We start from the raw sequence: 13961 nt of genomic DNA on the forward strand, positions 1-13961 counted from the left end.
GTAGCGTCGGGGGCATGAACGAAGAAGTGCCCGCCGCGGCCCAGGAGCCGGACGAAGCCCCGGCCGCGCCCGCCGGGCCGGTCGCGCTGGGCGTCGTACGCATCCCCACCGGGCACGCCGGGGCGGACGCCGCGCTGGAGCGGCTGGCGGACGTGGACCACCTCCCGGCGGACGGACACGTCGAGGTGTACGAGGATGTGCACAGGGGGCTGCGCTCCGCGCTGACCGCGCTGGACGCGCCGATCGGCCCCCGTCCGCACGAAAACAGGAGCTGAACCGATCGTGGCAGGAGTGGCACGCCGCCGCCTGGACGCCGAACTGGTACGCCGCAGCATGGCCCGCTCGCGCGAGCACGCCGCGCAGCTGATCGCCGCCGGCCGGGTGACCGTGGGCGGCAACACGGCGACGAAGCCGGCCACCCAGGTCGAGACCAGCGCGGCCCTCGTCGTCCTCAAGGACGACAGCGACCCCGACTACGTCTCCCGGGGCGGCCACAAGCTGGCGGGGGCGCTCGCGGCCTTCCAGCCCCAGGGGCTGCGCGTGGAGGGCCGCCGGGCGCTGGACGCGGGCGCCTCGACCGGCGGGTTCACCGACGTGCTGCTGCGGGCCGGGGTGGAGCACGTGATGGCCGTCGACGTCGGCTACGGGCAGCTCGCCTGGTCCCTGCAGAGCGACGACCGGGTCACCGTGAAGGACCGCACCAACGTGCGCGAGCTCACGGTGGAGCTGATCGACGGGGTGCCCGTGGACCTGGTCGTCGGCGATCTCTCCTTCATCTCCATCGGGCTGGTGCTGCCCGCGCTCGTACGCTGCTGCGCGCCCGACGCGGATCTGGTGCTGATGGTCAAGCCGCAGTTCGAGGTCGGCAAGGACCGGCTGGGCAGCGGTGGCGTGGTGCGCAGTACGGAGCTGCGCGCCGAGGCCGTGCGGGACGTCGCGGCGCAGGCGTGGAAGCTGGGCCTGGGCGTGCTCGGGGTGACCGCGAGTCCGCTCCCGGGCCCTTCGGGCAACGTCGAGTATTTTCTGTGGCTGCGGGCGGGGGCACCGGCACTCGACCCGGCGGATGTTGATCGTGCAGTGGCGGAGGGGCCGCAGTGAGTGATCTTTCGGGGGACCCGGCACAGTCGGGGAAGTCAGGGGAGCCGCAAGAGCCGGGGGAGTCGGTGAAGCGGACCGTCTTCCTGCTCGCGCACACCGGGCGGCCGGCGGCCATCCGCAGCGCCGAGCTGGTGGTGCAGGGCCTGCTGCGCAGCGGGCTGGGCGTACGGGTGCTGCGGCACGAGGCGGTGGACCTGCCGCTGCCGCCCGAGGTGGAGCTGGTGGCCGAGTCCGAGTGCACCCCGGAGGTGCTCGACGGGTGCGAGCTGCTGATCGTGCTGGGCGGCGACGGGACGCTGCTGCGCGGCGCGGAGTTCGCGCGCGGCTCGGGGGTGCCGATGCTCGGCGTCAACCTGGGCCGGGTGGGCTTCCTCGCGGAGGCGGAACGGGACGACCTGGACAAGGTCGTGGACCGGGTCGTGACGCGGGAGTACGAGGTCGAGGAGCGGATGACCCTCGACGTGATCGTGCGGACCAACGGGGACGTGGTGCACCGGGACTGGGCGCTGAACGAGGCGGCCGTCCAGAAGGTGTCCCCGGAGCGGATGCTGGAGGTGGTCCTGGAGATCGACGGGCGCCCGGTGTCCGGCTTCGGCTGCGACGGCATCGTCTGCGCGACGCCGACGGGCTCGACGGCGTACGCCTTCTCGGCCGGCGGGCCGGTGGTCTGGCCGGAGGTGGAGGCGCTGCTGATGGTGCCGATCAGCGCGCACGCGCTGTTCGCGAAGCCGCTGGTGACCTCGCCGGACTCGGTGCTGGCCGTGGAGGTGCAGACGGGGACCCCGCACGGGGTGCTGTGGTGCGACGGGCGGCGGACGGTGGAGCTGCCGGCCGGGGCCCGTGTGGAGGTCCGGCGGGGGGCGGTGCCGGTGCGGCTCGCCCGGCTGCACCACGCGTCGTTCACGGACCGGCTCGTCGCGAAGTTCGCGCTGCCGGTGTCGGGATGGCGCGGGGCCCCGCACTAGTTCCGTGGGGGCGGGTGCGGGCGCAGTACCGGCTCCGTACCGGCCCAGTACGGGTTCTGTGCTTCGCGCGTACGTAAATAGCATGATTGTTCGAGCCGGTTCGGGCGGGTGACGTCACATGGCACCCATGAAACCTCGGTATCGTCGTCCCGTGCTTGAGGAGATGCGGATACGGTCGCTCGGGGTCATCGACGACGCTGTGGTCGAGCTGTCACCCGGTTTCACCGCGGTGACCGGCGAGACCGGCGCGGGCAAGACCATGGTCGTCACCAGCCTCGGGCTGTTGCTCGGCGGGCGCGCCGACCCCGCCCTGGTGCGGATCGGGGCCAAGGCGGCGGTCGTCGAAGGGCGCATCGTCATGCGCCCGGACGCCCCCGCGGCGCTGCGCGCCGAGGAGGCCGGCGCCGAGCTCGACGACGGCGCGCTGCTGATCAGCCGGACCGTTTCCGCCGAGGGCCGCTCGCGCGCCCACGTCGGCGGCCGCTCCGTGCCCGTCGGACTGCTCGCCGAACTCGCCGACGACCTCGTCGCCGTCCACGGCCAGACCGACCAGCAGGGACTGCTCCGGCCCGCCCGGCAGCGCCAGGCCCTCGACCGGTACGCGGGCGACGCCGTCGCCGTCCCGCTGGAGAAGTACGCCGCCGCCCACCGCAGGCTGCGCGCCGTCGCCGGAGAGCTGGAGGAGATCACCACCCGGGCCCGGGAACGCGCCCAGGAGGCCGATCTGCTGCGCTTCGGGCTCGACGAGATCGCCGCCGTGGAACCGCTCTCGGGCGAGGACACCGAGCTGGCGGCGGAGGCGGAGCGCCTCGGGCACGCCGAATCCCTGTCCTCGGCCGCCCAGGTCGCCCACGCGGCCCTCGCCGGCAACGTCGAGGACCCGGAGGGCGTCGACGCGGGCGCGCTCGTCGCCGGGGCGCACCGCGCACTGGAATCCGTACGCTCCCACGACCCGGCGCTCGGCGCCCTCGCCGAGCGGATCGGGGAACTGGGCATCCTGCTCGGGGACGTGGCCGGGGAACTCGCCGGGTACGCGGACGACCTGGACGCCGACCCGCTGCGGCTGGCGGCCGTGGAGGAGCGGCGGGCGGCGCTGACCCAGGTGATCCGCAAGTACGGATCCGCCGAGAATGGCGTGGACTCCGTCCTGGAGTGGGCCGAACGGGGTTCCGTACGGCTGCTGGAGCTGGACGGCGACGACGAGCGGATCGACGAACTGACCGCGGAGCGCGACGGGCTGCGGCTGGAACTCTCCGCGCTGGCGCAGGCGTTGACCGACGCGCGGAACGAGGCGGCGACCCGCTTCGCGTCCGCCGTCACCGAGGAGCTGGCCTCCCTGGCGATGCCGCACGCACGGGTCACCATCGACGTCCGGCAGACCGAGGACCCCGAGGGGGTCGAGGTCGGCGGCCGGCTCGTCGCGTACGGGCCCTCGGGCGTGGACGAGGTCGAACTGCTGCTGGCCCCGCACCCGGGCGCCCAGCCGCGGCCGATCGCCAAGGGTGCCTCGGGCGGTGAGCTGTCCCGGGTGATGCTCGCCGTCGAGGTCGTCTTCGCGGGCTCCGACCCGGTGCCCACGTACCTCTTCGACGAGGTCGACGCGGGCGTCGGCGGCAAGGCGGCCGTGGAGGTCGGACGGCGGCTCGCGAAGCTGGCCAAGTCGGCGCAGGTGGTGGTCGTCACGCACCTGCCGCAGGTGGCGGCCTTCGCGGACCGGCAGTTGCTGGTCGAGAAGACCAACGACGGGTCCGTGACCCGCAGCGGGGTCACCGTCCTGGAGGGCGAGGCCCGGATCCGCGAGCTGTCGCGGATGCTGGCCGGCCACGAGGACTCGGCGTCGGCGCGGGCGCACGCGGAGGAACTGCTCGCGGCGGCCCGGAGCCCGGAGTAGGGCTTCTTGTCGCCGGCAGGGTCACCGGGGTCAGCAGACCGACGTCCGGATAGCCCGTGTGGGTGAGGATCGGGGGGTCCCGGCGGCAACTCACACGGGATCCGCACCCGTATGGTCCCGGAACGCGCGTGCGGACTGGCATTCTGAGCGACGTCCCTGCCTTCTTCCCTCCCTCACCCTGGAGCTTCGGCCCGTGAGCAGCTCCCCGGTCCCGGTCCCCGTCCTTCGCACCGTCCAAGTACTCGGCGGCGCGAGCGGTGGTGCGCACGTGCGGTCGCTGGCCACCGGGCTCGCCGCGCGCGGCGTACGGGTCACCGTGTGCGGGCCCGTCGATGCCGAGGGGGAGTACGACTTCACCGGCGCCGGCGCGCGGTTCACCCCGGACGCGGTGAGCGCGCTGCGGGCCGCCTGCGTCGAGGCCGACGTGGTGCACGCGCACGGCGTACGGGCCGGCATGCGCGCGGCGCTGGCCCTGCGCGGGCGGCGGGTCCCGCTGGTCGTGAGCTGGCACGGCGGCGGCCCCGGCAGCGGCCGTCTGAGCCTGCTGCTCGAACGGCACGTCGCCCGGGCCGCGGCGATCGTCCTCGGCGCCTCCTCGGCGCAGGTGGACCTGGCCCGGCTGCGGGGCGCGCGGGACGCGCGGCTGGCGGCGGTGGCGGTGCCTTCTGGGACCTCCGGGCCGTCAGGCGCTCCGGACGCTCCGGACCCGGGGAAGGTGCGGGCGGAACTCGGAGCGGTCGAGAGGCCGTTGCTGATCGCGGTCGGGAGTCTGGTGCCGCGGCGCGGGTACTCCGTACTGCTGGACGCGGCGCGGGAGTGGCGGACGCTGGACCCGGTGCCGCTGCTGGTGATCGCGGGTGAGGGCCCGATGCGGGCGGAGCTCGCGCGGCGCATCGAGGCGGAGCGGCTGCCGGTACGGCTCCTCGGGCGGCGGCGGGATGCCGCGCGGCTGCTGGCGGCGGCCGATGTCGCGGTGCTGCCGAGCCGGTGGGAGGCGCGGTCGCCGCTGGCACAGGAGGCTCTGCGGATGGGCGTGCCGTTGGTGGCGACGGCGGTGGGCGGGGTGCCGGAGCTGGTGGGTTCGGCGGGTGTGCTGGTGCCTTATGGGGAGGCGGGGGTGCTGGCCGCTGCCGTGGCCGGGCTGCTGGCGGATCCCGCGCGGCGGGGGGCGCTGGCGGAGGCCGGGCGGGCTCAGGCTTCGACGTGGCCGTCGGAGGACGACACGGTGGCGCAGGTCCTGTCGGTGTACGACGAGCTGGCCTCGCGTCGGCGGTAGCCCTCAGGCGGGAGCCCGGGCCCTCGCGTTGCCGGCGGCCCGGCCCGGCTGCGGGTGTGCCGCTGCGCGGTGCGGAGTCCCCTACCCGCCCTTCCACCGTTCCCCGGAGCTCCGCCCCGGACCCGATCCCGAGTGCGGCGCCGTGGCCGGGGGCCGGCCCCCGGACCCCCGCTCCTCAAACGCCGGAGGGGCTGGATTTTCGCCGGCGTTTGAGGCGCGGGGTCCGGGCGCAGCCCGGGGAACGGGCGAAGGACGGGTAGGGGACTTCACCCCGGAGGGTCGGCCACCCGCAGCCGCCCACCGGGCCCGCTCCGCGTCAAGAAGGGTTCACGTGGCGGCGGGCGCGGAGGGCCAGGCTCAGGGAGAGGACCGTTTCCGGGTCGTCCAGGTCCGCGCCCAGGAGCTCCGAGATGCGGGCCAGGCGGTTGTACAGGGTCTGGCGGTTCAGGTGGAGCTCGCGGGCGGTCTCCGCCTTGCGGCCCGCGTGGGCCAGGTACGTCTCCAGGGTGGGCAGGAGCGGCGGGCGGGACTGGGTGTCGTGGACGCGCAGGGCGCCGATCGCGCGGTCCACGAAGGCCGCCAGGTCGGGGTGTTCGCGCAGGCGCCACAGGAGCAGGTCGATGTCGAGGCGACGGGCGTCGTACCAGGGCCGGGACGGCAGCCCGGCCGCGGCCGTTGCCGTTTCCGCCGCGTGGCGCAGGCCCGCCGAGGCCGCCGCCCAGCTTCCGCAGACGCCGACCACCACCGCGGGCGCGGCCCCCGCCCGGTCCAGGCCGGCCCGCTCCACGCCGGTCCGCAGCGCCACCGCGACCCGGTCCGCGACCGTCGTGCGCTCGGCGTCGGAGCGGAGGGAGACCAGCAGGGGGACGCGGCCTTCGACCGGGCGGACCCCGAGGAGCACCGGGACGCCGACGGAGGCGAGTTCCTCCAGGACGGCCCGGGCCAGGACCGCCCAGTTCCCCGACGGGGCCAGGTCCGAGGACAGCCGCATGACGATGGGCAGGAGCGGGCCTGGGCCCGGTTTGAAGCCCAGGACGCGGGCCTGGGCGGGGGCGTCCTCCGCCGAGATCCGCCCCTCCGCCAGGTCGGTGAGGAAGTCGCCGCGGCCGCGCGCCGCGAGCTCGTCCTCCTGCCGGGCCTGCATCAGCACGACGGCCAGTACGCCGGCCGTCCGTTCCGCCGCCATCCGGTGCACGGGCAGCAGCGGGGCGGACACCCCGAGCAGGACCAGCCGGGCCCGCACCGAGCCCGTGCCGCGGCCGCCGCCCGGGACGTCGACCACCACGGCGTTGCCGGAGGGCTCCGGATCGCGCTGGCCCCGCAGGCCCTCCCACACCTGGAGCGGGTCCGCCGCGGCCTCGCCGGCGACCGGGCCGGCCGCGTACAGCAACTGGCCGTCGGGGGTTTCCAGGAAGACCGGGTTCGCCGTGAAGTCCGCCAGGATGTGCAGGACTTGGGGGATCCCGCCGCCGTCGAGCAGGGCCTCCGTGCAGCGCCGGTGGACTTCCTCGGCCCGCTGGAGCAGTGCGTAGTGCCCGTTGACGATCTCGGTGTGGACCTCCTCCGTGACGGTCACGAAGGGCACCTCCCGGTGCAGTTGGACCAGGGGGAGGCCGACCGCCCGCGCCGTCTCCACCAGGGTCGCCGGGAGCCGGGTGAAGCGGGGTCCCAGCTCGACGACCAGTGCGGCGATGCCGCGGTCCGCGAGGCGGCGCACGAAGGCGCGCTGCTCGGCGGGGCGGGTGCCGAGGCCGAGGCCGGTGGTCAGCAGCAGCTCGCCGCCCTTGAGCAGGGAGGCGATGTTGGGGACCTCGCCGGCGTGCACCCAGCGCACGGTCCGGCCGAGCCGGTCGGCGCAGGCCACCACCTCAGGGAGCCCGCTGCGCAGCCCCGGCAGCTCAAGTGCCCGCTGAACCGTGATCCCGCCCTGATTGTCCATATCGCGGACGCTACCGGGGCTCCTGTTCCCTGCACATCACCGAGCGGTTACGGGGTCCCATCTACCCCCGTCCGGCCCGACAACTCGTCGCCTCGGTAAGGGGATTATCGGACTGCATGCCGATTGTGGCGTACGTCACGCAGGGAGAGAGTGAGCGCCCTCACGACAGGAACGAGGAGCCATGAGCACGGATAGCAGCACCGGCGGCGGCGCACCCCAGGTCCAGCGGCTGAAAGCCAATTCGGTGGGCTTGGTCGGTGTCGTCTTCATGGCCGTCGCCACCGCCGCTCCGATCACCGCGATGACCGGCAACCTTCCCATCGCGGTCGGCTTCGGAAACGGCATCGGAGCCCCGGCCGGATACCTCTTCGCCACCGCCGTCCTGACCGTCTTCGCCGTCGGCTACGTCGCCATGGCCAAGCGGATCACCGCCGCCGGCGCCTTCTACGGGTACATCTCGCACGGCCTCGGCCGGATCGCCGGCATGGCCTCCGGCATGCTCGCGGTCCTCGCCTACATCGTCTTCGAGGCCTCGATCGTCGGCGTCTTCTCCTACTTCACCAAGACCACCGTCCACGACCAGCTCGGCATAGACCTGCCCTGGATCGTCTACGCGGCCGGCATGCTCGCGATCACCGCGGCCCTCGCCCACTTCGACATCAACCTCACGGCCAAGGCCCTGGGCGTGATGCTCGTCGCCGAGATCGCCGTCCTCTTCGCCGTCGCCACCGCCGTACTGATCGCGGGCGGCGGCCCCGACGGGATCCCGCTGGAGCCCGTCAACCCGAAGAACGCCTTCACCGGAATCTCCGCCGGGCTCGGCCTCTTCTTCGCCTTCTGGTCCTGGGTCGGCTTCGAGTCCACCGCCATGTACGGCGAGGAGTCGAAGAACCCGAAGAAGGTCATCCCCAAGGCCACCCTGATCTCCGTCGTCGGCGTCGGCCTCTTCTACATCTACGTCTCCTGGATGACCATCGCGGGCAACGGCCTCGCCAAGTCCGTGGAGCTCTCGGCCTCCGCGAGCCCGCTCGACCTGTTCTTCGTCCCCACCCAGACCTTCATCGGCGCCTGGGCCGTCGACGCCTTCCAGTGGCTGCTGCTCACCGGCTCCTTCGCCTGCGGCATGGCCTTCCACCAGTGCGCCGCCCGCTACCTCTACGCCATCGGCCGCGAGGGCTTCCTGCACCCGGGCCTGGGCCGTACGCACGCCAAGCACGGCTCCCCGTACATCTCCTCCATGGTGCAGACGGCCATCGCCACCGGCCTGGTCGTGCTGTTCTGGCTGACCGGGCAGGACCCGTACATCCACCTGTACACGCTGCTCGCGATCCTCGGCACCATGGCGATCCTCATCGTCCAGACCCTGTGCTCCTTCGCCGTGATCGGCTACTTCCGCAAGAACCACCCCGAGGACCGGCACTGGTTCCGCACCTTCACGGCCCCGCTGATCGGCGGCATCGCCATGGCCGCCGTGGTCGTCCTGCTGCTGGTCAACATGAAGACGGCGGCCGGGCTGGCCGCCGACTCGTTCTTCTTCACCCTGATCCCGTGGATCGTCGGGGTCGTCTTCTTCGGCGGGCTCGGACTCGGGCTGTGGCTGAAGTTCAAGGCCCCCGAGCGCTACGAGATCATCGGCCGCGTCGTCCTGGAGGACGCCGCCGAGCGCACCGACGAGCCCGCCGACCAGTCCGCCGCCACCGCCCCCTCCGCCGCGAACGTCTGAGAAGGAGCCACCGCCATGGCCCGTACGCCACTGATGCACGCGCTCCGCCAGCTCGCCGCCGAACACGCCGCCGCCCGCCGGCTCGGCCTGCCCGTCGCCGAGGTCCGCGGCTCCACCCGCCGCCAGCTCCTGGGACGCGCCGCCGCGCTCGGCCTCGGTACCGCCGTCGCCTCGGCGGCCGCCGCCCCCGCGCTCGCCCACGCCGTGGAGGCCGACAAGAAGCCCGTCACCCCCGCCCGCGTCGCCATCGTCGGCGCCGGCATCTCGGGGCTGACCGCCGCCCTCACCCTCAAGGACGCGGGCGTCCCCTTCACGCTCTACGAGGCCAACCCGAGCCGCGTCGGCGGCCGGATGTGGAGCCAGCGCTCCCTGTGGGCCTACGGGCAGACCTCCGAGATCGGCGGCGAGCTGATCGACACCAGCCACAAGAAGATCCTGGAGCTGTGCCGCCGCTTCAACCTCCCCACCGAGGACTTCCTCGGCGGCGGCCCCAACGGGGCGGAGGAGGTCCTCTGGTTCAACGGGACGTACTACCCCCGCGAGCAGGCCGACGTGGACTTCAACGCCGTCTACCAGGCCCTGCGCCGCGACCTCCAGGAGGCCGGCGAGGTCTCCTGGAACTCCACGACCCCCGCGGGCACCGCCCTGGACAACATGACGCTCCACCAGTGGATCGAGACCCGGATCCCCGGCGGACACGGCTCGCGGCTCGGCCGCTTCATCGACGTGGCGTACAACGTCGAGTACGGGGCCGACACCGATCAGCAGTCCGCCCTCGCGCTGGTCCTGCTGATGGGCTACCAGCCCAACCCGGGCAACTTCAACGTCTGGGGCCTGTCCAACGAGCGCTACCACATCACCGGCGGCAACGATCAGCTGCCGAACGCCATCGCCCAGGCCCTGCCCGCCGGTTCGACCGTCATGGGCCGCGAGCTGGTCGCCGTACGCGTCTCCGCCGACGGCACCCAGACGCTGACCTTCAACGACGCGGGCGCCACCCGCACGGTCGTCGCCGACCACACCATCCTGTGCCTGCCGCTGCCGATCCTCCAGCGCATCGACATCACCGGCGCCGGCTTCGACCCGCTGATGAAGAACCTGCTGCGCGACGCCCGCATGGGCTACTGCACCAAGCTCAACATGCAGTTCACCAGCCGCCCCTGGCGCGGCACCGGCCCCTGGCCGGGGGTCTCCGCCGGGGACTGCTTCACCGACAGCGAGGTCCAGCAGACCTGGGACACCACCAAGGTCCAGCCGGGCAACGGCGGCATCCTGCTCCAGTACGGCGGCGGCACCCTGGCCGGCGCGATCACCCCGGCGACCCCCTTCGCCACCGACTCCGACCCCTACGTACGCGCCCTCGCGGGCCGGATGCTCACCGGGATCGACGCCTTCTTCCCCGGCACCAAGGCGGCCTGGAACGGCAAGGCGCAGATATCGGCCTGGCACCGCAATCCGTACGCACTGGGCGCGTACTCGTACTGGCCGACCGGCTACCTGCACAAGTACGCCAAGTACGAGGGCACCGCGCAGGGCCGGATCCACATCGGCGGCGAGCACTGCAGCTACGACTTCCAGGGGTTCATGGAAGGCGGGGCGACCGAGGGGGAGCGGGCGGCGAAGGAGGTCATCACCGCCCTCACGTAAGCCCCGGGCGGGCGGTCAGGCGGGCTGGATGTTGTGGTTGAAGCGGAAGACGTTGTCCGGGTCGTACTCCCGCTTCAACCGGCCCAGCCGCCGCATGTTCTCGGGCCCCAGGCCCGCCGCCACCCGGTCTCCGCCCTCGTCCCCGGTGAAGTTGAGGTAGACCGCGCCGGTGCTCCACGGCCGGACGTCGGCGCGGACGTCCTTGACCCACTGCCGGACGCGCTCGTCGTCGGCCGGGTCCTCCCAGGCTCCGAACGGGTGCACCGCCCAGGGCGCGTCGCGGAACGAGATCGGGTAGTCGGCCGGACCCTCGGCGATCGCGCCGCCCTGGGGCCACACCACGTGCTGGGTGCCGCTCGGCACCGGCATGGAGTCCGCGCGGGCGCAGAACACGTCCACGAACTCGTCGGGCACCCCGCTCAGGTACTCCGCCGACCAGTAGTTCCGCATGCCCGGCGGATCGTCGAGCATGCACTGCAGGTCCGGGTAGGGCAGGTCCGTCACCAGCTCCGCCTCGTGCGGGATCGCCAGCAGCGGCGCGGCCAGCCGCCGCAGCTCCTCCACGGGACCCGCGTACGTGATCAGCGCGCCCGCCAGCAGCAGGCCGACCAGGTGCGGCGGGACGAACTCCTCGGGCGGGCCCGTCATGTAGATGGCGCCGCCGCCGGCCTCGCGCGGCCCGTCCTCCATCACGTCCCGGTACGTACGGACCATCTCGGGCCCGTGCTCCGGCAGGTACAGCAGGAACGCGACGGACATGTCCGGCAGCTCGTGCAGCCGCAGGGTCAGCGAGGTCGCGATGCCGAAGTTCCCGCCGCCGCCGTGCAGCCCCCAGAACAGCTCGGGGTGGTCCTCGGCGGTCGCCGTCACCATCTCCCCGTCGGCCGTCACCAGGTCGACCGCGAGCAGGTTGTCCACCGCCAGGCCGAACTTGCGGTCCAGCCACCCGGTGCCGCCGCCCAGCACGAAGCCGCCCACCCCGGTGGTGGAAACGCGGCCGCCGGTGGTCGCCAGCCCGTACCGCTCGCAGGCCCGGTCCAGCTGGCTCATCGTGGCGCCGCCCTCGACGCGGACGGCCGAGGCCCCGGGATGGACCGTCACCGTCTGCATCCGGCGCAGGTCCACTACCACGCCGCCGTCGTTGAGGGACATGCCGGCCACGCTGTGGCCGCCGCCGCGCACCGCGATCGGCAGGTCGAGCCGCCGTGCGAATCGCACGGCGGTCACCACGTCCACCGGACTCTCGCACTGCGCGATGACGGCCGGCCTGCGGTCGATCATCCCGTTGTAGAGGGTGCGGGCCTCGTCGTACCCCGGATCCTCCGGAACCAGGACGGCACCGGACAGGTCCTCGCGGAGCTCGGCAAGTGCCGTGCCCGCCTTCGAGAGGGGAGCCATGGCTACCCCCTTCCGGGAGAGGCGGAAAGGTGAACGACCCTTCCAGGGTAGTCAGCCCCCGTACGCCCCGCTCGCCGTCAGCCGCAGGGCCGTGTCGATCAGGGGGACGTGGCTGAAGGCCTGGGGGAAGTTGCCGACCTGGCGCTGGAGCTTCGGGTCCCATTCCTCCGCCAGCAGCCCCAGGTCGTTGCGGAGCGCCAGCAGCTTCTCGAAGAGGCGGCGGGCCTCGTCGACCCGGCCGATCATCGCCAGGTCGTCCGCCATCCAGAACGAGCACGCCAGGAAGGCCCCCTCGTCGCCCTCCAGGCCGTCCACGCCCGCCTCCTCACCCGACGTCGGGTAGCGCAGGATGAAGCCGTCCGGGGTCGACAGCTCGCGCTGGATCGCCTCGATCGTGCCGATCACCCGCTTGTCGTCCGGCGGCAGGAAGCCCATCTGCGGGATCAGCAGGAGGGACGCGTCCAGCTCCTTGGACCCGTAGGACTGCGTGAAGGTGTTGCGTTCCTTGTCGTAGCCCTTCTCGCAGACGTCCTGGTGGATCTCGTCGCGCATCTCGCGCCACCGCTCCAGCGGGCCGTCCGCGTCCCCGCTCTCGATCAGCTTGATCGTGCGGTCCACGGCCACCCACGCCATCACCTTCGAGTGCACGAAGTGCCGGCGCGGGCCGCGCACCTCCCAGATGCCCTCGTCGGGCTGGTCCCAGTGGGTCTCCAGGTAGCGGATCAGCTTGAGCTGGAGCAGCGAGGCGTAGTCGTTGCGGGCCAGGCCCGTCATGTGCCCCAGGTGCAGGGCCTCGGTGACCTCCCCGTACACGTCGAGCTGCAGCTGGCCCGCGGCGCCGTTGCCGACCCGGACGGGCCGGGAGTTCTCGTATCCCGGCAGCCACTCCAGCTCGGTCTCGCCGAGCTCCCGCTCGCCCGCGATCCCGTACATGATCTGCAGGTTCTCCGGGTCGCCGGCCACCGCCCGCAGCAGCCACTCGCGCCAGGCACGGGCCTCCTCGCGGTATCCGGTGCGCAGCAGCGAGGACAGGGTGATGGCGGCGTCGCGGAGCCAGGTGTAGCGGTAGTCCCAGTTGCGGACCCCGCCGATCTCCTCCGGGAGGGAGGTGGTGGGCGCGGCGACGATCCCGCCCGTGGGGGCGTACGTGAGCGCCTTGAGGGTGATCAGGGAGCGGACCACCGCCTCCCGGTAGGGGCCGTGGTACGTGCACTGCTCGACCCAGTCCCGCCAGAACTCGGTGGTCGCGGTGAGCGCCTCCTCGGGCTCGGGCGGCTGCGGAGGCTCCTTGTGCGAGGGCTGCCAGCTGATGCAGAAGGCCATCCGGTCGCCCGGCCCGACGGTGAAGTCGGAGTACGTCGTCAGGTCCTTGCCGTACGTCTGCGCCTCGGTGTCCAGCCAGACCGAATCGGGGCCCGCCACGGCCACGGTGCGGTCGTCGACCCGGTGCACCCAGGGCACCACCCGGCCGTAGCTGAAGCGCATGCGCAGCGCGGAGCGCATGGGGACGCGCCCGCTGATGCCCTCCACGATGCGGATGATCTGCGGTGCGTGGTCCTCGCGGGGCGGCATGAAGTCGATCACTCGGACCGTGCCGCGCGGGGTGTCCCACTCGGACTCCAGGACCAGCGAGTCACCGCGGTAGCGGCGCCGGGTGGCACGCGGGGCCTCGGTACCGGCCGGGAACGCCGGGCCGATCCGCCAGAACCCGTGTTCCTCGGTGCCGAGAATGCTCGCGAAGACGGCATGGGAATCGAAGCGTGGCAGGCACAGCCAGTCCACCGCCCCGTCCCGGCAGACCAATGCCGCGGTCTGCATGTCGCCGATCAGTGCGTAATCCTCGATGCGCCCGGACACGTTGCATCTCCAGTCGAACAGCCACGTCCGCCCCGAAGGGCGCTTGCATTGCGCGATGCCGCGGATTCTCCGGTGATGTGGATGTCCGCGTCCAGCCCATGATTCCGGAACCGGACGGGTTACGCCGTTCGCGGGGCCGCTCGGCGGGGATGTGATCGAGATCCGAG

Annotated in this window: 10 protein-coding genes; 7 read left to right on the plus strand and 3 right to left on the minus strand. The window is 72.9% G+C overall.

Features of this window, described 5'->3' with window-relative positions; genetic code table 11:
• Positions 1-14: 14 nt before the first annotated feature.
• The 5 genes from OHA37_RS30460 to OHA37_RS30480 all read left to right on the plus strand — a co-directional run bounded on the left by OHA37_RS30460 (position 15) and on the right by OHA37_RS30480 (position 5230).
• Positions 15-275 (plus strand): hypothetical protein, encoded by a 261-nt coding sequence (locus OHA37_RS30460; protein ID WP_266909875.1) that lies wholly within the window; start codon positions 15-17, stop codon positions 273-275.
• A 7-nt stretch (positions 276-282) separates the two neighbouring features.
• Positions 283-1098, plus strand: coding sequence for a TlyA family RNA methyltransferase (locus OHA37_RS30465; protein ID WP_250753412.1), 816 nt, complete (start codon positions 283-285; stop codon positions 1096-1098).
• A 65-nt stretch (positions 1099-1163) separates the two neighbouring features.
• Positions 1164-2063, plus strand: a complete 900-nt coding sequence (locus tag OHA37_RS30470) for an NAD kinase (RefSeq protein WP_266909879.1) — start codon at positions 1164-1166, stop codon at positions 2061-2063.
• Positions 2064-2226: 163 nt separating this feature from the next.
• A complete protein-coding gene (recN, locus tag OHA37_RS30475; protein ID WP_266913224.1) occupies positions 2227-3954 on the plus strand; it encodes a DNA repair protein RecN in 1728 nt (575 codons plus the stop codon).
• A gap of 193 nt (positions 3955-4147) precedes the next feature.
• On the plus strand, positions 4148-5230 hold the full coding sequence (locus OHA37_RS30480) for a glycosyltransferase family 4 protein (protein WP_266909881.1): 1083 nt from the start codon (positions 4148-4150) through the stop codon (positions 5228-5230).
• Positions 5231-5546: 316 nt separating this feature from the next.
• Here the strand turns inward: OHA37_RS30480 and OHA37_RS30485 are convergent, their stop codons facing one another.
• Positions 5547-7169 carry a PucR family transcriptional regulator gene (locus OHA37_RS30485; protein WP_266909883.1) on the minus strand — a complete coding sequence of 541 codons (1623 nt, stop codon included), beginning with the start codon at positions 7167-7169 and terminating at the stop codon, positions 5547-5549.
• A 181-nt stretch (positions 7170-7350) separates the two neighbouring features.
• On the opposite strand from OHA37_RS30485, the gene OHA37_RS30490 reads away from it, so the two are divergent.
• Both OHA37_RS30490 and OHA37_RS30495 read left to right on the plus strand, forming a co-directional pair.
• Entirely contained in the window at positions 7351-8892 is a 1542-nt protein-coding gene (locus OHA37_RS30490; protein WP_266909885.1) for an APC family permease, read from the plus strand.
• 15 nt (positions 8893-8907) lie between these two features.
• Entirely contained in the window at positions 8908-10539 is a 1632-nt protein-coding gene (locus OHA37_RS30495) for a flavin monoamine oxidase family protein (protein WP_266909887.1), read from the plus strand.
• Between the two features lie 15 nt (positions 10540-10554).
• On the opposite strand, the gene OHA37_RS30500 is transcribed toward OHA37_RS30495, so the two are convergent.
• A complete protein-coding gene (locus OHA37_RS30500) occupies positions 10555-11937 on the minus strand; it encodes an FAD-binding oxidoreductase (protein WP_266909889.1) in 1383 nt (460 codons plus the stop codon).
• A gap of 51 nt (positions 11938-11988) precedes the next feature.
• On the minus strand, positions 11989-13794 hold the full coding sequence (locus OHA37_RS30505; protein ID WP_266909891.1) for a glycoside hydrolase family 15 protein: 1806 nt from the start codon (positions 13792-13794) through the stop codon (positions 11989-11991).
• Positions 13795-13961: the final 167 nt, after the last annotated feature.

This window comes from Streptomyces sp. NBC_00335, assembly GCF_036127095.1.
Taxonomy (GTDB): Bacteria; Actinomycetota; Actinomycetes; order Streptomycetales; family Streptomycetaceae; genus Streptomyces.